Source organism: Nitrospirota bacterium (assembly GCA_016214385.1).
Classification (GTDB): Bacteria; Nitrospirota; Thermodesulfovibrionia; order UBA6902; family JACROP01; genus JACROP01.
Map to the genome: position 1 here is coordinate 1 of JACROP010000182.1, position 17,607 is coordinate 17,607.

Consider the following 17,607-nt stretch of genomic DNA (forward strand, 5'->3'; position numbering starts at 1 on the left):
CTTGTATGCGGAAAATGCTGGTGATTTTGAATGCAATGTATAAACATAAAGTATTATGGAACCCAATATATGCTTAAAAATTTACCTTGACAACACAGTTGCTCTCCCATCCCCGGCCTCGCTCCGCGAAGCGGGGCGGGCAAGGGAGAGGGGACTTTAAGGAATTTCTATCTCTGTTTTAGGGTCAAAATCTTCCAGCTCTTTTTTTATCGCCCTGCGGTCATACCCCTTCTTCCCCTTTTTAGGTGTATGGGGATGGGTCTTTCGGAGTTTTAAGACCGCTTCTACTGGAAGTCTGGGCTTTCTAAGTTTTTTCACTGGCGTCTTTGACATGGCTTGTTCTTTCAAGTATTATAGCCCAAAAGATATGGAGAAAATAAGGCTGACAGAAAAGGTTAAGGCAGCAGGCTGAGCTGGTAAGCTGGGTCCGGGCGACCTGGAAGAAATCTTAGCAGGCATGCAGCAGATCGATGACCCCAGGGTTTTGATTGGCCCTGGAGATGACGCAGGGGTCTGTCTTGTTGGTGAGGAGGCAATTGTGGAGAGCGTGGATGTAATAACCCCTGTTGTCGATGACCCGTATACATTCGGCGCGATAAGTGCAGCCAATTCTATGAGTGATATATACGCAATGGGAGGAATTCCCATGTCAGCCCTTGCGATTTTAGGGTTTTCATCCTGCGATTATGAGCCGTGGGTTATTAAAGACATCCTGAAAGGCGCTGTAGATAAACTCAGAGAAGCAGGTGCCTTTCTGGTTGGCGGGCACAGCATCGAGGACAGTGAATTAAAGTTTGGCCTATCTGTTATGGGCAGAATAAATAAGGATAGAATTTTACGCAAAGGCGGCGCAGGGCCCGGAGACAGACTGATACTCACAAAACCACTTGGTATTGGCATACTTACAACTGCCCTGAAAGGTGGAGCCATGAAAGAAGAGGGGATTAAAGAGGCTGTCACGTGGATGCTGACATTGAATTTAAAGGCATCAGAGGCTGCCCTGAGGTCGCAGGCCCATGCTGTAACAGATATAACAGGCTTTGGATTCCTCGGCCATGCTATGAATATGCTTTATGATTCACCTGTGAATTTTGTTATTAATTATAAAACAGTCCCTGTTCTGAGTGGTGTCAGGGCCATGATTGACTCAGGGATGGTCCCTGAAGGTGCATATAATAATTTAAATTTTCTAAAGGATAATGTCCGGTTCGCAGAGGATTTATCCGAAGAAGACTGCCTCATCCTCTCAGACCCACAGACCTCAGGAGGACTACTCATAGCATTGGCTGAAAACGAAATAGCAAATTTTGAGCAGGTGTCAAAGAAGAATGGGTTGTCCTACTGGATAATTGGAGAGGTTGTAAAAGGAGAGGGGAAGATTATAGTTAGATAAGGTATGGAGGTCTTATGTCTATTCCGCATGATGAGATCGGTCCCCACAAAGTCCTTGAACTTTATTATCCGGAAGAGAAACTTAAAGCAATCGTTGTTGTTGATAATGTTGCAATCGGCCCTGCAATAGGAGGAGTAAGGGTATCTCCAACTGCTAATGCCGATGAAGTTTACAGACTCGCAAGGGCCATGACCTTTAAAAACGCTATGGCAGGGCTTCCACATGGTGGCGGGAAATCAGCAATAATAGCAGACCCGAATGATCCGAATAAAGAGCGTTATTTCTGGATTTTTGCGCGCTCCATAGCTGGACTTACTGAATACATCCCCGGCCCTGACATGGGCAGTAATGAGGCATGCATGGCGTATATACATGATGAGATAGGCAGGGCAGTGGGGCTTCCTGAAGAGATAGGAGGGATACCCCTCGATAAACGTGGAGCCACAGGTTTTGGCCTTGCTGTATGTGCTGAGGTAGCAAAGGATTTTATAGGACTTAATTTAAAAGGTGCAAGGGTAGCTGTTCAGGGCTTTGGGAGCGTAGGTAAGGCAGCAGCGAAATTTCTTTCTGAAAAGGGAGCAATTCTTGTTGCAGTTAGCGATACAAAGGGTGCTGTTTATAATGAAAAAGGAATAGATATAGATGAGTTAATCAAAATAAAGGATGAAACAGGCAGTGTAATCAATTATAAAAAGGGCGAAAAGCTTAGCTGTGAAAATCTCTTCTGTGTGCCAGCAGATATCCTTATCCCTGCTGCCACCCCGGATGTCATACATGAGGATAACGTAAAGGAAATTCAGGCAAAGCTTATTCTCGAGGGCGCCAACATCCCTGCTACAAGAGAGGCTGAGGAGGCCCTGCACGCCAGAGGCATACTCGTAATTCCGGATTTCGTTGCCAATGCTGGAGGCGTGATAATGGCAGCAGCAGAATATGCAAAAGAAACAGAGAAAATGGCATTTGATTCCATCGAAGAAAAAATCAGGAAGAATACAAAGGCACTCCTCGAAAGAGTAAAAAAAGATGGGCTTTTTCCAAGAGCAGAAGGAGAGATTATAGCAAAAGAGCGGGTCTTAAGGGCAATGGACTACAGGGGTTATATTTAGGGATTAAATTGACTTCTTGTGAATTTTTAATAAAGGCAGAAAGACATTATTTGTGGTTGGCCTATTAACAGGAGTAGCTCCGAGCTCAAGGATGCGTAGTTCTGGCACTACCCCTGATTGGATGTCTCAGGAAGCATTTCATCAATAGGTGTAGCCTTTGCCCTCTGGGGATTGATTATCCAGATGGGGCCAAAAATTTTCTCCTGATAAGCCTTTACAAGGCCGAGCCTGATGAGCTCAAGGAAGGCAAGGAATGTTACGATAAGGGTGGCCATTGTATAACTATCAGCAAAGAGGGACTCAAACCGTATACTTTCCTCCTTTTCAAGTCGTTCAAGGATGAGATTTATTTTGTCTTTTACTGTAAGGGTCTGCCTTGTGATCTCCATAGCCTCTTCAGGAGCCTTTTCGAGTAGCTGTTTGAAAGCAGCGAGGAGGTCGAACAGGTTGAGTTCAAAGAGCATAGGGGATGGTTCTATAATGATCTCTTTTTCATCGAGAGGCGGCCTGTAGAAGATATTTTTCCAGAGGTCTTCCCGCTCCCGCAGGGTTTTTGAAGCTTCTTTAAATGTCTGGTATTCGAGGAGCCTTGCGACGAGCTCTGCCCTCGGGTCTTCTGCCTGTTCTTCCGAAGGCGATTCATCAGGTGGAAGGAGCATCTTTGATTTTATGTGGATAAGGGTTGCTGCTATTACAAGGAATTCCCCTGCTATTTCGAGGTTTAGCTCCTTCATCAGTTCAAGGTATTCAATGTACTGTTTTGTTATGATGGCAATGGGAATATCATAGATATCGATCTTGGCCTCTTTAATTAAATGTAAAAGGAGGTCAAGGGGCCCCTCAAAAACAGGGAGTTTTATCTGATAGGGATTGCTTTCTGTCTCCTGTAACATTATGGGCGATTATACCATAAGATTTAAGTGGGAAATAGGAAATATAACACTTGCTTTGGCTATTACGTTCTGCTATTTTAAGGCTAAATTAATAAGGGGGGATAAAATTATGGGTATTATAGAGAGAGTAAAGAATATACTTCTTAATCCCAAAGAAGAATGGCCTGTTATAGCTGGCGAGCAGGCAACAGTAGCCGGCCTTTATACAGGATATGCTATACCGCTTGCCGCAATACCTGTTGTTTCCTCTTTCATAGGTATGAGCTTCTTTGGGATGACAATGCCATTTGGCGGACACCTCGGCGTCTCGTTTAGTTATTTAATCCTCTGGGGTTTCTTGAGTTATGTATCAAGCCTTGTGGGCGTATATATAATTGCCCTGATAGTTAATGCCCTTGCGCCAGCTTTTTCAGCAGAGAAAAACCTTATTCAGGCCCTTAAGCTTGCTGTTTATTCCTCAACCCCGGCCTGGATTGCCGGAGCCCTTCACATCGTACCTATGCTCGGTATCCTCGCAATAATCGGAAGTCTTTATGGAATATATCTCATCTACCTTGGACTTCCCCACCTTATGAAGGTCCCCGGGGAAAAAGCAGTAGGCTATACGGTTGCTGTTGTGCTAGCGGCAATTGTGACCTATGTGATTATAGGCTTTATTGTTGGGGGACTGGCCACTATGACCATGCCTGGGCGCATGATGTAGGTTTTGGGCAGGCCGTCCCGGCGGCTGGCGAACGGCCCCATTTTATCCAGCACCTTTTGAATACCCTGCGGGTCAAGGTGCGTGGATTTATTGAACGGTTCAAGAGGGTGGTGATTTAAAAATTGTAAGGCCTTCTTGGGTCTGTATCTATTTTTAGGCAGGCAAAAATGCTTGCCTGCATACCTGAAAATAAGTTATAATATTTTGCCCTCTCGGATACGAGTCGCAGTGACAAGGAGACTTACCGCTGGAGGTTCGTGCCGGAACAAGTTATCAACAACTTGTTAACACATGTTAATAACTTTAAATTAGATTATAGGGTTAGATGGACGGAGAGGTATGGACATAGAGGTGTGGGAAAAAACACTTGAAGAAATAGAAGGTAAGGTTGGAAGTCAGGCCTTTGAACTCTGGTTTAAACCAATAAAACTCATCCACATCAAAGATCAGGCAATAGCCTTAGAAGTCCCGAACAGATTCTTCAAAGAGTGGATTGAAGACCACTATCCTGGACTGCTAACTGAAGTTTTAGAAAAGCGCCTCAAAAGGCAGGTATCACTAAAATACAAGGTCTTTGAAAAGGAAGAAGATGCCGCTCTCAGGAAGCTGGAGACTAAGATGGAGACACGAAAGGCAAAACTCGCAAGCCGTGGCATCTATCTGAATCCAAAGTATACCTTTAATAGTTTTGTAGTTGGCCCCAGCAACCAGTTTGCCCACGCTGCATCGAGGGCTGTTGCAGATATACCAGGCAAGACGTATAACCCTCTGTTTATTTATGGCGGGGTAGGTTTAGGGAAGACACATTTAATGAACGCAATAGGAAACTTAATAATAGATAAAATCTCTGAGGTCAAGCTCATTTATATGCCGGCTGATCAGTTCACGAACGAATTTATCTATTCTACGAGGAACAACAAGGTGTCTGAATTCAAAGAAAAATACAGAAGCCTCGATGTGCTCCTCATTGATGATATCCAGTTTATTGCTAACAAGACAGGAACGCAGGATGAATTATTTCATACTTTTAATGCCCTTTATGAGTCCCAGAAGCAGATTGTTTTTTCAAGCGACAGGCCGCCCAAAGATATTACGCCGATTACTGAAAGGCTAAGGTCAAGATTCAGTATGGGCCTGATAGCAGACCTGCAACCTCCTGATATTGAAACCAAACTGGCAATTCTCGGGAAAAAGGCAGAGATGGAGGGCATAAAGATACCTGATGATGTGGCTCTCTTTCTTTGCACTAAGATAAAGTCCAATATAAGAGAGCTGGAAGGATGTCTTATAAGGCTCGGGGCACACTCATCACTCTCAGGGAAAGAGCTGTCGCTGGAAATGGCCAAGGATGTATTAAAAGATTTGGTGCATGATGAGGAAAAACCTATAACCGTCGACCTGGTTCAGAAAGCGGTATGTGAATATTTTGGCATAAAGCAGCAGGATATAAAGGCGAAGAAGCGGACAAAGGATATTGCACTGCCGAGACAGGTCGCCATGTACCTGAGCAGACTTTTAACTGACTGCTCTCTCAGCGACATAGGCAAAGGCTTTGGCGGCAAAGACCATTCTACGGTAATTCATGCCTGCAAGCAGGTCGATGAAAGGAAAAAAGAGAGCGAAGAATTCAGCAGAAAACTTGAATATCTAATAAAAAAGATAAAAACCTGAAAAGTGAGATGGGAGGACAAGATGAGGCTAAAAGTAGAAAAAGATGAAATCCAGCGGGGTCTGCAAAATGTTCAGGGCATTGTTGAGAAGAGAAATACAATGCCAGTCCTCAGCCACTTTCTTCTCTCCGCCAAAGGCGGAAGGGCTGACATTATAGCTACTGACCTTGAGATAGCCATTAAAGAGCCTTTGAAGGCAGAGGTTTTATCAGATGGTAGCCTGTGTATTCCTGCAAGGAAGCTCTTTGAAATAGCCAGGGAAGTGGAGGGAGATCTGTTATTAGAGTCCTTGGAAAACAACTGGCTGAAAGTCTCATCAGGGCAAAGCACCTTTAAACTCGTGGGCCTTCCTGAGGGAGAATACCCATCGTTGCCAGAGGTAAGCCAGGCGGAGAAATTAGATATAGGCGTAGATATTCTTAGCAATATGATTGAGAAAACTGTTTATGCTGCCGGAGACAGCGATGCCAGATATACGATGAATGGGCTCCTTCTGCACTTTATCCCCAAGAAAAAAGGCATTGAGCTAAAGATAGTTGGTACGGATGGCCACAGGCTTTCACTCTCCACTGTGGAAAGCGAAGGAAAGCTTTCAGGTGAAAAAAAACTTATCCTTCCCAAAAAAGCTGCACTGGAGTTAAGAAGGCTCCTCGAAGGAATAGAGGGGGCCGTTACAATAGGGATTGATAAAAACCACATCTTTTTCACGTTGGGAGACATTTTATTTACATCGAGACTGATAGAAGGCACTTATCCAAATTATGAGCAGGTTATACCTCAGGCTAATGAGCGGATAGTGACTCTCGATAAGAGCGGATTTTTAAAGGCCCTTAAAAGGGCATCTATTATGAGCAGGGAAAGGACAAATGCAGTCAGGCTTGACATAGAAGGGAGCAAGCTAACAATTATCTCTATAAATCCTGATCTCGGAGAGGCGAAAGAGGAAATAGCAGCGCAATACAAGGGGGAGCCCATTTCAATAGGGTTTAATGCACGTTATTTGATGGATGCCCTCCAGGTGATGGAAGGAGAGGCGGCGAGGCTTGAACTTCAGGACCCTCTGAGCCCTTCCCTGCTCAAAGAGGGAGAGGACAAGGGGTACAGGTGTGTTGTCATGCCTATGAGGGTATAAAGCAAATGCAAAAATTAATCCCGAATTTAATTCGGGACAAAATAAAGGAGTTCCAAATTTTTTAATTGTGCTCTTTTAATTTTGAATTTATCTGTAGAGGAGTAAATGGAAGAAAAAGAGATAGTTGCAGAAGAACAGGAAACTTACGGCGCAGAAGACATAAAGATACTCAAGGGGCTGGATGCTGTGAGAAAAAGGCCAGCCATGTACATAGGTAACACAGCGACTGAGGGCCTGCATCACCTTGTGTATGAAGCAGTCGATAACAGTGTTGATGAGGCATTAGCAGGTTTCTGCACAAACATAGATGTAACAATCCATACAGAGGGAAGCATTACCGTTATTGATAATGGAAGGGGAATCCCCACCGGCCCACATCCAGGGGATGCAGAAGGACGCTCTGCAGCAGAAGTAGCCCTGACAGAACTTCATGCAGGAGGAAAGTTTGATGGCAAGGCATATCGGATTTCCGGCGGACTGCACGGTGTTGGCATATCGGTGGTCAATGCCCTTTCTGAGTGGCTCGACCTCGAGATAAAACAAAACAATGGGGTATATCAGCAGCGCTATGAGAGGGGTAAGGCGCAGGGGCCTCTAACAATAGTTGGCAAGACAAAGAGCAGGGGCACAAAAATAACCTTCAAGCCAGATGCAGAAATATTTGAGGCCACGGAATTTAATTTTGATACCCTCTCTGAGAGGCTCAGAGAACTTGCCTTCCTCAACAAGGGGCTTCAGATAACAATTACAGACGAAAGAAGCAACAAAAAGCAGACATTTCTTTACAGCGGCGGCATTGTCTCTTTTGTCGAACATCTGAATAAAAACAAAACCCCTCTCCACCCCAAGCCTGTTTATATAACAAAACAGAAAGAGGAGATTATTGTTGAGGTTGCCCTTCAATACAATGACGGCTACACCGAGACTATTTTCTCCTTTGCCAATAACATAAACACTAAAGAAGGGGGCACACATTTGATTGGCTTTAAGGCAGCGCTCACAAGGACAGCCAATAGTTATGCCACAGTATCGGGTTTAAGCAAAAATGAAAAGGAGGCCATTTCAGGAGAGGATATCAGAGAAGGCCTGACAGCAGTTATAAGCGTGAAGCTCCCTAACCCTCAGTTTGAGGGCCAGACAAAAACCAAACTTGGCAACAGCGAGGTCAAGGGAATAGTTGAATCCATCGTTAATGAGACCCTCGGTTCCTACTTTGAAGAGAACCCGTCAGTTGCACGAAAAATCATTGAAAAGGCTATTCAGGCCGCAAGGGCAAGAGAGGCTGCAAGAAAGGCAAGGGAACTCACAAGGAGGAAGGGGGCATTGGAAGACACCGGCCTTCCTGGAAAACTTGCTGATTGCTCAGAGAAAGACCCGGCCAATAGCGAGATATTCATAGTAGAGGGTGACTCAGCAGGAGGCTCTGCAAAACAGGGCAGGGACAGGCGCTATCAGGCAATACTGCCTTTGAAGGGAAAGATTTTAAATGTTGAAAAGGCAAGATTCGATAAGATGCTCGGTTCAGACGAAATAAGAACCATGATTACAGCCCTCGGAACTGGAATAGGCACAGATGATTTCGATATCTCTAAAATACGCTATCACAGGGTCATAATCATGACAGATGCAGACGTTGATGGTGCCCACATAAGGACACTTCTGCTCACGTTCTTTTACAGGCAGATGTTCGGGCTTATCGAGAAGGGCTATCTATACATAGCACAGCCGCCACTTTTTAAAGTGAAGAAGGGCAAGACCGAAAAATATATTCAGAATGAATCAAAACTGGAAGATATGCTCCTTGAGCTCGCCTCCGACGAAGTGGAGCTTCAGGTTGACAGCAGGACCGTTACCGGGAAGGCCCTGATTCCATATATACGAAGGCTTTCAAATTTTGAAAAACTCCTTGAGTGGTTCCACAGGAGGAGAAAAGATGCGGATGTCCTGAAGACTCTTTTAGGCCTTGGCCTTAACAGGACAGTCCTGAAAGACAGAGATAAGGCTTATTCAATGATAGAAGCCCTTAAAAATAAGTTCCCGGACATCCATGAAACAGTTGAAGAAGATGAGGAACACAGGGCACTTACAGTTGAGCTTAAAAGGCATGGCCTGAAATTAAATATCAATGATGAGTTTCTTACATCGCCGGATTTTAGAGAACTCCAGGGTCTTTATTCTGTTGTGAAAGAGCTGGGGAAGACTCCTCACAAGCTTAAGGACAAGGATGGGTTAAAGGAATTTGATGATTCTAAGGCACTCCTATCACATATATTCTCTCTGGCAAAGAAAGGGATAACAATTCAACGATACAAGGGCCTTGGAGAAATGAATCCTCATCAGTTGTGGGAGACTACTATGGATCCTGAGAAAAGGACACTACTTCAGGTGAGCGTAGAAGATTCGGTCAAGGCCAATGAAATCTTCACCATTCTCATGGGCGACCAGGTCGAGCCGAGAAAAGAATTCATACAGAGACATGCCCTTGAGGTAAGGTTCTTAGATATATAAAAATAGTGACGAGGGACAGGCGGGGCATCTTGCCCCGCCTGTCCGGGTAGGACGGGCGTCACGCCCGTCATCTACCTAATAATTTGGAGATTAAATGGCGAGATTTCCTGTAAGTATTGAAGAAGAGATGAAGGTATCCTATCTCGATTACGCAATGAGCGTAATTGTTGGAAGGGCACTGCCGGATGTCAGGGATGGCCTCAAGCCAGTTCAGAGAAGGATTCTGTATGCGATGTTAAGAGAAGGGCTCCTTCCTGGAAAGAAGTATTCAAAATGTGCAGGCGTTGTTGGCGAGGTTCTAAAAAAATACCACCCCCATGGAGACACAGCAGTTTATGATGCCCTTGTCCGTCTCGCCCAGGACTTCAATATGCGCTATGTGCTTGTTGATGGCCAGGGAAATTTTGGCTCTATTGATGGAGATCCCCCTGCGGCTTACAGATATACAGAGGCAAGGCTCACAAAACTTGCCGAAGAAATGCTGGCAGATATAGATAAGGAGACAGTTGATTTCACCCCCAATTTTGATGAAACAACAGAAGAGCCAGCAGTCCTCCCATCGAGGGTGCCCAATCTTATTATAAATGGCTCATCTGGTATTGCAGTCGGGATGGCCACAAACATCCCCCCTCATAACCTCGGAGAGGTTATTGATGCAGTGATCAGGCTGGTGGATAATTCAGAGGTTAGCATTCAGGAATTAATGGAAACAATTAAAGGGCCTGATTTTCCAACAGGCGGTATCATCTATGGAACCCAGGGAATTGTGGCTGCATACACCCACGGCAGGGGGCTTATTAAGGTCAGGGCAAAGGCAAAGATTGAAAGAGAAGTAAAAAGTGAAAGTATTATTATCACAGAGCTGCCCTATCAGGTTAACAAGGCAAGGCTTATAGAAAAAATCGCAGAGCTGATAAGAGAGAAAAAAATAGAGGGGGTCTCTGACCTTAGAGATGAATCTGACAGAGATGGCATCAGGGTTGTGCTTGAGCTGAAGCGTGGAGAGATGGCTCAGGTTATCCTTAACCAGCTTTACAAGCATACACAGATGGAGTCAACCTTTGGAGTGATAATGCTTGCCCTTGTAAGCGGGCAGCCGAGGATACTTAACCTGAAAAGGTTACTTGGGTATTTCCTCCAGCACAGGCGAGAGGTCGTCATAAGGAGGACGAGATTTGAGCTCAGGAAGGCTGAGGAGAAAGCGCATATATTAGAAGGACTCAGGATAGCCCTTGACCACCTCGATGAGATAATAGCCCTGATAAGGGCATCGAAGAGCCCTGATGAGGCAAAGCAGGGATTAATGAGCAATTATTCCCTTTCAGAGATTCAGGCGCAGGCCATCCTCGATATGAAACTGCAGCGCCTTACCGGCCTTGAGAGGGAGAAGATTATAAAGGATTACGAAGATACGCTGAAAGATATTGAAAGACTCAGGGCAATTCTTGGAAGCGATGCCCTTGTAAATAGCATTGTGAAACAGGAACTTCTTGATATAAAGGAAAAATACTCTGACCCTCGAAGAACAGAGATACTTGAGGAGACAAAGGAAATCTCAATTGAAGACCTCATAACAGAAGAGGAAATGGTTATAACTGTCTCCCATGAGGGATATATAAAGAGGAACCCGCTGAGCCAGTACCGGAGCCAACGGAGAGGCGGCAAGGGGCTTATCGGTATGGAGACAAAAGAGGAGGATTTTGTTGAGCAGCTCTTCATTGGCTCGACCCATGACCACATGCTCTTCTTTAGTAACCGCGGAAGGCTCTACTGGCTAAAGACATATCAGATCCCAGAGGCAGGTCGTGCTGCAAGAGGGAAGGCCCTTGTTAACCTCCTTGCACTTCAGGAAGGCGAGAGGATTACAACAGCCCTCCCTGTCAGGGACTTCAAGGAGGGTTTTCTATGCATGTTCACAAAGAACGGCACGGTGAAAAAGACTGCGCTTAAAGAATACAGCAACCCGCGTGAAAAAGGAATCATCGCAATCACACTCGAGCAGGATGATGAACTCATTGCTGTAAGAAAGACAGATGGAAAGAGCGACCTTATCATAGGGACGAGGAATGGCCTTTCGATACGGTTTAATGAGGAAGATGTTAGAAGCACGGGAAGATCTGCAAAAGGGGTTATCGGTATCAGGCTTGTAAAAGGCGATGAGGTGTTCTCAGCAGAGGTGCCAGAAGAAAAGACAACACTCCTTACTGTTACAGAGAAAGGGTATGGGAAGAGGTCAAAGATTGAGGATTACCCTGTTCAGGGACGTGGAGGAAAGGGAGTCATCTCGATAAAGCTAACATCTAAAGGCGGAAAGGTTGTAGGCCTCATGCAGGTGAGAGATGAGGATGAGGTCGTCATGATAACAAATTCAGGAAAGCTGATAAGGACAACAGCAAGGAACATCTCCCTTCTCGGGCGAAACACCCAGGGGGTGAAACTTATGGATGTCGAGGGCGAGGATAAAATCGTCAGCATTGGAAGAGTAGCAGAGAAGGATTAAGGCTGCCCGCTCTGGTCTTTTATATAGCTCACAATGGACTCTATTTCCCCGTCTGTCAGTGGGCCGCCATTAGAGCTATGAAAACCAGGCATGACTGTGTCTGGTATACCATCCCTTGTAATTCTCCTTAATGTCCCCTCTTCTATTATGCGCAAAACCCTGAGGGGCGCTGCTCCTCTAGGGCCATCCCTGTGGCATATGGCACAGTCGGCATCGTAAAGCGCCTTATGGGTTTTGCCCTTGCCTTTATCCACATGACATGGGGTGCAATCAGAATGGAAAATATTTTTACCTGAAATACCCTTGATATGTGCGCTCTTTACAAGGTCGGCTACGAGTAGCAGCACTTTTTCAGGGACATCTGGATCATTGGAATAGACGGTTGCTGTCTTTGCGATCCTCCCTATCCTGCCTGCTGTGTCTACTTCCATCACTATCTCTTTTGAATCACCAGGTGCTATTCTGCCCAAACTGGCATGAATGGTAGTGCAGCCTCAGGAAGGTTCGACCTTTTCAACTATGAGGTCATTGCCGCCGATATTCTTTATAGTAAATTTATGCCTTAGCGTTGTGCCCTGCTCCACGAGGCCAAAGTTAAAGGAATCTTCAGAGACTTTTATCTTTGGCTGTGTCTCACGTGTAAGAGCCAGACCACAGGCAAATGTCACGGCAGCAAGTGAAAGAGCTATGACGGTATTTGTTGTTTTCAATTTTTAACCTCCAATAACATTTAATCCGGTGTCAATTCTATGAGATATGATACCACAAAAAGGAGGCGGGATCAGTGCGTTAATTGACCCCCTTATGGCTTTATAGTAACATAAAAGAAATGGCAGATTATTCCTTAGAAAAAACCATTGCAGAGGCAGGAATTCATTACCCGAGGTCTTATGATGTGGCTTACAGGTGGGGCTATGTGCTTCAGAGTATTGGTGCCCTTATCCTTGCCTCTTTTTATTTTTTTAAGATCCCATACGAATTCGCAGGTATAATTATTTTTGATATCGGGATAGCACTATCGTCCATGTTTCTCCTTGTCTGGAAGGCATCAATAAAGAGGTTTATTCTCTGGTGCACTTTTTCTGGAATTGCAATACAGCTTCTGAGCCTTCTGCCTATACCGGCAAGTGACAAGATATTTCTCATAGGTCTTGGCCTTACTTTAGCTGGCGGAGCAGGGCTTGTGGGTAAAGAGGCATACTGTTTTGGTTTTATAGAGGGCTGGTTATTATTTCTTGCTTATCCCTTTGTCTTACTGGCCAATTTGTTCGGAAGGCCAGGCCATGGCCTCGATTCTGCATTTTTTGCTGTGATTGCATTTTTACAACTCTCATTTTTAAGAAAAAAGTTGAGGCAACCCCTGCTCAAGGGATGCGAAAGTAACATCTGCGGGGTTCCAGAAGGAAAGGAAAAGGATTGAGGATTTCTGGCGGCCTTGCAAAGGGAAGGAAGATAAAGTTAGTCCATGGGCCTGAGCCGTTAAGGCCGACCCCTGCAAAAGTCAGGGAGGCACTTTTTGATATTTTAAGGAAAAAGATTGAGGGGGCTACTTTCGTTGATTTGTATGCAGGGACAGGCGCTATTGGCATCGAGGCACTGAGCCGCGGGGCACTAAAAGCTATTTTTGTTGAAGACAACAGGTTCAGGGTTGAAGAAATAAGGCGGCTTGTTAGAGCATTTGGCTTTACCGAAAAATCAATGATTATTGCAGAGAAGGCCAGGCTTTTCCTTGAGGATGCCTCCAGAAGGAATGAAAAATTTGACATAATCTTCCTTGACCCGCCATACCACACAGAGGAGATAGAGAATGTCTTATCAGACCTCGGAGAGATGGACCTGCTTGAGACAGGAGGAGTTGTAGTGGCAGAACATTTTATTAAAAGGAAATTGCCGGCAGTGTCCGGCAGGCTGCAATTAATTAAAAATTACACTTATGGGGATACAGTCCTGAGTGTTTATTCCCGAAGTACGGGAGAGGTGGGTGATGACTAAGATAGCAGTTTATCCCGGCACATTTGACCCGATTACTAACGGCCATATAGACCTGATTCAAAGGGCCCTCAGGATTTTTGACGAAGTTATAGTCGCAGTTGCTCCCAGCCCGAGAAAGTTACCGCTCTTCACTCTTGAGGAGAGGCTCAGAATGATAAGGCAGTCGCTCGAAGGGATTAAAGGGGCTAAAGCCGAGGCATTCAATGGCCTTCTCGTTGATTATGTCAGGAGCAAAAAAGGAGTTGCTATAATCAGGGGGCTCAGGGCAGTATCTGATTTTGAGTACGAACTCCAGATGGCCCTGATGAATAGGCGGCTTGACAGTAATACGGAAACTGTCTTTATGATGCCCAGCGAGGAGTACACTTTCCTGACATCCACTGTGATAAAAGAGGTGGCTTCTCTGGGAGGCCATATAAAAGGTCTTGTGCCCGAGGTAGTGGAAAAGGCATTGAAAGAGAAGTTCAAGATAGTGGAGGATATAGTGGAGTAAGAGGTTCCTATGGCAAAGGAGGCTCTTTTAATAATAGATATGCTGAATGACTTTGTCCTGAAGGGTGCACCTCTTGAAGTCCCTGAGACGAGGAAAGTAATTCCAGATATCAAAAGAGAGATTGAAAAAGCAAGGGCAGAAGGCAACCCGGTGATTTATATCTGTGATGCCCATGGCCCTGATGATAAGGAGTTCTCAAAATTCGGCTGGCCTCCTCACGCAGTTAAAGGCACAAAGGGTGCAGAGGTTGTTGATGAGCTCAAGCCAGCACCTGATGACATAATCATTGAAAAAACCACCTATTCAGGTTTTTATAACACAAAGCTTGATGAGACGCTGAAGTCCCTCGGCATTGTCTGCCTGAGGCTAACAGGATGCGTTACTCATATCTGTGTAATGTTCACTGCATCTGATGCAGTGCTCAGGGATTATAATGTTACAGTTGTTGAAAACGGAGTTGCAGGACTCGCAAAAGAAGACCACGACGCAGCACTGAGGATAATGAAGAATGTAATGGGGGTGAAGATAGCAAGCAGCAAGTAGCTTCAAGGGTTGTAGTATTTTTTCTTCTTTGTCAGATACTCCTGCTCGACATACCCACCATAATCGTGAGGATATTTATAGCCCTTCCCGTGTCCTAATTTCTTAGCTCCGGGGTAGTGGGTGTCCTTCAGATGTTCCGGGACCTCCATAGTCCTTTCTGTCTCAACGTCTTTCATCGCTGCCTCTATAGCGAGATAGCAGGCATTGCTTTTCGGAGCGTTAGCAACATAGATAGTTGCCTGTGCAAGGGGTATCCTCGCCTCAGGCATGCCTATGAATTCAACTGCCCTTAATGCAGATGTTGCTATAACAATCGCCATCGGGTCTGCATCTCCTACATCCTCTGATGCACATATCACAATCCTTCTTGCTATGAATCGAGGATCTTCACCTGAATAGAGCATCTTTGCGAGGTAGTAGACTGCTGCATCAGGGTCAGAACCCCGCATGCTTTTGATAAAGGCAGAGATTGTATCGTAGTGTTGATCACCTTTTTTATCGTAGACAATCACCTTTTTCTGGATGGATTCTTCAGCTACAGGGATCGTTATCCTGATAACCTCTTTTTCATCAGGGATGGTCGTGAGCGCAGCAATCTCCAATGCTGATAATGCCCTCCGCGCATCTCCATCAGACATCCTGGCAATATGTCTCAATGCATCTTCATCTACATCTATCTTCAGATTGCCGAGCCCCCTCTCTCTGTCTTGAATGGCATTATGCAAAACCGCTAAAATCTCTTCCTCGCTAAGCTGCTTTAGTTCAAATACCTGACTTCTCGATAGAAGCGCACTATTCACATAAAAGAATGGGTTTTCTACGGTGGCAGCAATTAATGTAACATTACCCTCTTCAACATCAGGCAGAAGCGCATCCTGCTGAAGTTTGTTAAACCTGTGTATCTCATCCAAGAAGAGGATTGTGCGGATACCTTTTTTCTTCCGTGTCCTTGCAGATTGTATTATCTTTCTGAGTTCATCAAGCCCTGCGGTTGCTGCATTGAGCCATTCAAAATGGGCCTTTGTCCTTTCAGCGATTACCCGTGCAAGCGCTGTCTTTCCTGTACCCGGCGGGCCGTAAAGGATGATTGATGTAATCCTGTCAGCCTCTATAGCCCTCCTGAGCAGCCTACCTTCACCGAGGATGTGCCCCTGCCCTACATATTCATCAAGACTCCTCGGACACATCCGGTAAGCGAGTGGTTCCTTCAGGGTTTCTTCTCTAAAAAGCTCCATAGTTAAGACTATTTCTTTTAAGTCTTCAAGTGAATCTTTAGACCACTTTATTTTAGCCATTCTTTCATGATTTCCTTTGCCTCTTCGTGTGTATAAAACTGACCAGATTCTAACTGTTTTTGTCCTTTTAATATTTTTTGTTTTACATAGAGAGATTCCATTATATCCTCTAAAGTTGCATTTTCGGGCATATCCTTAACCAGTGACATAACTGATTCTTTAATAGTTGGCATTTAAATCACCTCCTCTCTTATTTTAGCATGTTATCTGTCTGCCGGTGCTGGTAATTCTTTTTCAGATTATTCTTCCAATATTTTTTTAAGAGTTTGGTCGGTTTTAAATTGTTTATTTTGATTATTTCTTCTATGGGTTGAGCCTAATTTTCTCGAAAGCCATTCCTTGTATGTACAAGATGGAAAGCCACTGCATCCAATAAAATCAACTTTCGGTCCATGACATAGCTTTAATTTTGAGCCACAGCGTGGACAGTTGCCATAATCTTCAGCAGATTTGCTTATAGACGCTTGGGGTTTATGTTCATTAGCACAATTGGTACAAACATTTGTCTTTGGCATTACCTTAAGTCGTCCCTCTGGTATCGGGTCACCACATATAGAACAAAGTTTTTGACTTACATCATATGTCATAGCTGTTACCTTTCCACTTTTTATAACTTTGCCCACAATGAGCAGATAACTCGTTTGTATCAGCATTGAGTGCTGATACACTTCCAATTTGGCGGTGTATCAGCACCTGGTGCGGATATATTGCCTCTGGCCGAAGGCCAGAAAAAACCTCAACCTGACAAATATTGTCATTCATCACCCCCGGGGATTTTACTCTTCGGGGACAGTCCCCTGCAATGCAGGGTCTATGTGAATTTCTTCTCCTTCAAATGCTAACCCCCCTTAAGTTAAGGGGGGAATGGGGGGTTAATGTTCCATCTGAATCAGGAAAACTCCAGTGTTTTTCAGCAGGATGCCATCTGTGGTCGGGGATACTCTTGACCTTTTGGACGCGCAGAGGATCATAACGGCAGGAAACCACAATTCTTCCTGACTTTTCTTTGCTTACAGTTACCCCGCTTCCATGAGAAAAATGCTATCAAACGCTATTGCTTGTGTCAAGAATTTTAGCGCCTTCTATATTGTATACTAACTAAAATAATGTTATCTGTAGGGCAACCCTAAGGCCTTGCCATACAGATAACATTATTTTATGCAGTTGCATTAATAAGTATGAGAAGAATACTTCACATAGACATGGATGCGTTCTTTGCTGCTGTTGAGCAAAAGCGTCGTCCTGAACTGATCGGAAAGCCTGTTGTGATTGGGGGTGATGGAGACCCCACTAAAAGGGGTGTTGTATCAACAGCATCTTATGAGGCGAGACAGTTTGGGATACACTCTGCCATGCCATTAAGGACTGCTTATAAGCTC

At 44.8% G+C, this 17,607-nt stretch carries 18 protein-coding genes and 1 pseudogene; 12 read left to right on the forward strand and 7 right to left on the reverse strand.

Features of this window, described 5'->3' with window-relative positions; translation table 11 throughout:
* Positions 1 to 156: 156 nt before the first annotated feature.
* Positions 157 to 333, reverse strand: coding sequence for a hypothetical protein (locus HZC12_10920; GenBank protein MBI5027214.1), 177 nt, complete (start codon positions 331 to 333; stop codon positions 157 to 159).
* Between the two features lie 85 nt (positions 334 to 418).
* Here HZC12_10920 and selD point away from each other — a divergent pair.
* Together selD and HZC12_10930 are read left to right on the forward strand one after the other, a co-directional pair.
* Positions 419 to 1,393, forward strand: a pseudogene (gene selD, locus HZC12_10925) (selenide, water dikinase SelD).
* Between the two features lie 14 nt (positions 1,394 to 1,407).
* Entirely contained in the window at positions 1,408 to 2,499 is a 1,092-nt protein-coding gene (locus HZC12_10930) for a Glu/Leu/Phe/Val dehydrogenase (protein ID MBI5027215.1), read from the forward strand.
* Between the two features lie 107 nt (positions 2,500 to 2,606).
* Here the strand turns inward: HZC12_10930 and HZC12_10935 are convergent, their stop codons facing one another.
* Positions 2,607 to 3,392: a segregation/condensation protein A gene (locus HZC12_10935; GenBank protein ID MBI5027216.1), complete on the reverse strand. Its 786-nt coding sequence runs from the start codon at positions 3,390 to 3,392 to the stop codon at positions 2,607 to 2,609.
* A 109-nt stretch (positions 3,393 to 3,501) separates the two neighbouring features.
* Between HZC12_10935 and HZC12_10940 the strand changes: the two genes are divergently transcribed.
* The 5 genes from HZC12_10940 (at position 3,502) to gyrA (ending at position 11,905) form a co-directional block, all read left to right on the forward strand.
* Positions 3,502 to 4,095: a YIP1 family protein gene (locus HZC12_10940; protein ID MBI5027217.1), complete on the forward strand. Its 594-nt coding sequence runs from the start codon at positions 3,502 to 3,504 to the stop codon at positions 4,093 to 4,095.
* Positions 4,096 to 4,434: 339 nt separating this feature from the next.
* Positions 4,435 to 5,766 (forward strand): chromosomal replication initiator protein DnaA, encoded by a 1,332-nt coding sequence (gene dnaA / locus HZC12_10945; GenBank protein ID MBI5027218.1) that lies wholly within the window; start codon positions 4,435 to 4,437, stop codon positions 5,764 to 5,766.
* A 21-nt stretch (positions 5,767 to 5,787) separates the two neighbouring features.
* The gene (gene dnaN, locus HZC12_10950) at positions 5,788 to 6,897 is read left to right on the forward strand and encodes a DNA polymerase III subunit beta (protein ID MBI5027219.1); all 1,110 of its coding nucleotides are present in this window, start codon (positions 5,788 to 5,790) and stop codon (positions 6,895 to 6,897) included.
* Positions 6,898 to 7,002: 105 nt separating this feature from the next.
* Positions 7,003 to 9,405 (forward strand): DNA topoisomerase (ATP-hydrolyzing) subunit B, encoded by a 2,403-nt coding sequence (gyrB, locus tag HZC12_10955; protein MBI5027220.1) that lies wholly within the window; start codon positions 7,003 to 7,005, stop codon positions 9,403 to 9,405.
* Positions 9,406 to 9,499: 94 nt separating this feature from the next.
* A complete protein-coding gene (gyrA, locus tag HZC12_10960) occupies positions 9,500 to 11,905 on the forward strand; it encodes a DNA gyrase subunit A (GenBank protein ID MBI5027221.1) in 2,406 nt (801 codons plus the stop codon).
* Here the strand turns inward: gyrA and HZC12_10965 are convergent.
* Positions 11,902 to 12,375: a c-type cytochrome gene (locus HZC12_10965; GenBank protein MBI5027222.1), complete on the reverse strand. Its 474-nt coding sequence runs from the start codon at positions 12,373 to 12,375 to the stop codon at positions 11,902 to 11,904. The two genes, gyrA and HZC12_10965, sit on opposite strands and share 4 nt — an antisense overlap.
* A 24-nt stretch (positions 12,376 to 12,399) precedes the next feature.
* A complete protein-coding gene (locus HZC12_10970; protein ID MBI5027223.1) occupies positions 12,400 to 12,615 on the reverse strand; it encodes a DUF1573 domain-containing protein in 216 nt (71 codons plus the stop codon).
* A 119-nt stretch (positions 12,616 to 12,734) separates the two neighbouring features.
* Between HZC12_10970 and HZC12_10975 the strand changes: the two genes are divergently transcribed.
* The 4 genes from HZC12_10975 to HZC12_10990 are packed head-to-tail and all read left to right on the forward strand — an operon-like array spanning position 12,735 to position 14,933.
* Positions 12,735 to 13,325, forward strand: coding sequence for a hypothetical protein (locus HZC12_10975; protein ID MBI5027224.1), 591 nt, complete (start codon positions 12,735 to 12,737; stop codon positions 13,323 to 13,325).
* The gene (rsmD, locus tag HZC12_10980) at positions 13,322 to 13,897 is read left to right on the forward strand and encodes a 16S rRNA (guanine(966)-N(2))-methyltransferase RsmD (GenBank protein MBI5027225.1); all 576 of its coding nucleotides are present in this window, start codon (positions 13,322 to 13,324) and stop codon (positions 13,895 to 13,897) included. Before HZC12_10975 ends, rsmD begins: the two co-directional genes overlap by 4 nt.
* A complete protein-coding gene (coaD, locus tag HZC12_10985; GenBank protein ID MBI5027226.1) occupies positions 13,890 to 14,390 on the forward strand; it encodes a pantetheine-phosphate adenylyltransferase in 501 nt (166 codons plus the stop codon). Before rsmD ends, coaD begins: the two co-directional genes overlap by 8 nt.
* A 9-nt stretch (positions 14,391 to 14,399) precedes the next feature.
* On the forward strand, positions 14,400 to 14,933 hold the full coding sequence (locus HZC12_10990) for a cysteine hydrolase (protein MBI5027227.1): 534 nt from the start codon (positions 14,400 to 14,402) through the stop codon (positions 14,931 to 14,933).
* 2 nt (positions 14,934 to 14,935) lie between these two features.
* On the opposite strand, the gene HZC12_10995 is transcribed toward HZC12_10990, so the two are convergent.
* From HZC12_10995 to HZC12_11005, 3 genes are all read right to left on the reverse strand, one after another.
* The gene (locus HZC12_10995) at positions 14,936 to 16,168 is read right to left on the reverse strand and encodes a replication-associated recombination protein A (protein ID MBI5027228.1); all 1,233 of its coding nucleotides are present in this window, start codon (positions 16,166 to 16,168) and stop codon (positions 14,936 to 14,938) included.
* Between the two features lie 47 nt (positions 16,169 to 16,215).
* Positions 16,216 to 16,401, reverse strand: coding sequence for a hypothetical protein (locus tag HZC12_11000; protein MBI5027229.1), 186 nt, complete (start codon positions 16,399 to 16,401; stop codon positions 16,216 to 16,218).
* Positions 16,402 to 16,467: 66 nt separating this feature from the next.
* Complete coding sequence (locus HZC12_11005) at positions 16,468 to 16,902, reverse strand: TraR/DksA C4-type zinc finger protein (GenBank protein MBI5027230.1); 435 nt, start codon at positions 16,900 to 16,902, stop codon at positions 16,468 to 16,470.
* 504 nt (positions 16,903 to 17,406) lie between these two features.
* Between HZC12_11005 and HZC12_11010 the strand changes: the two genes are divergently transcribed.
* The coding region (locus HZC12_11010) for a DNA polymerase IV (GenBank protein MBI5027231.1) at positions 17,407 to 17,607 on the forward strand (201 nt) is incomplete at its 3' end.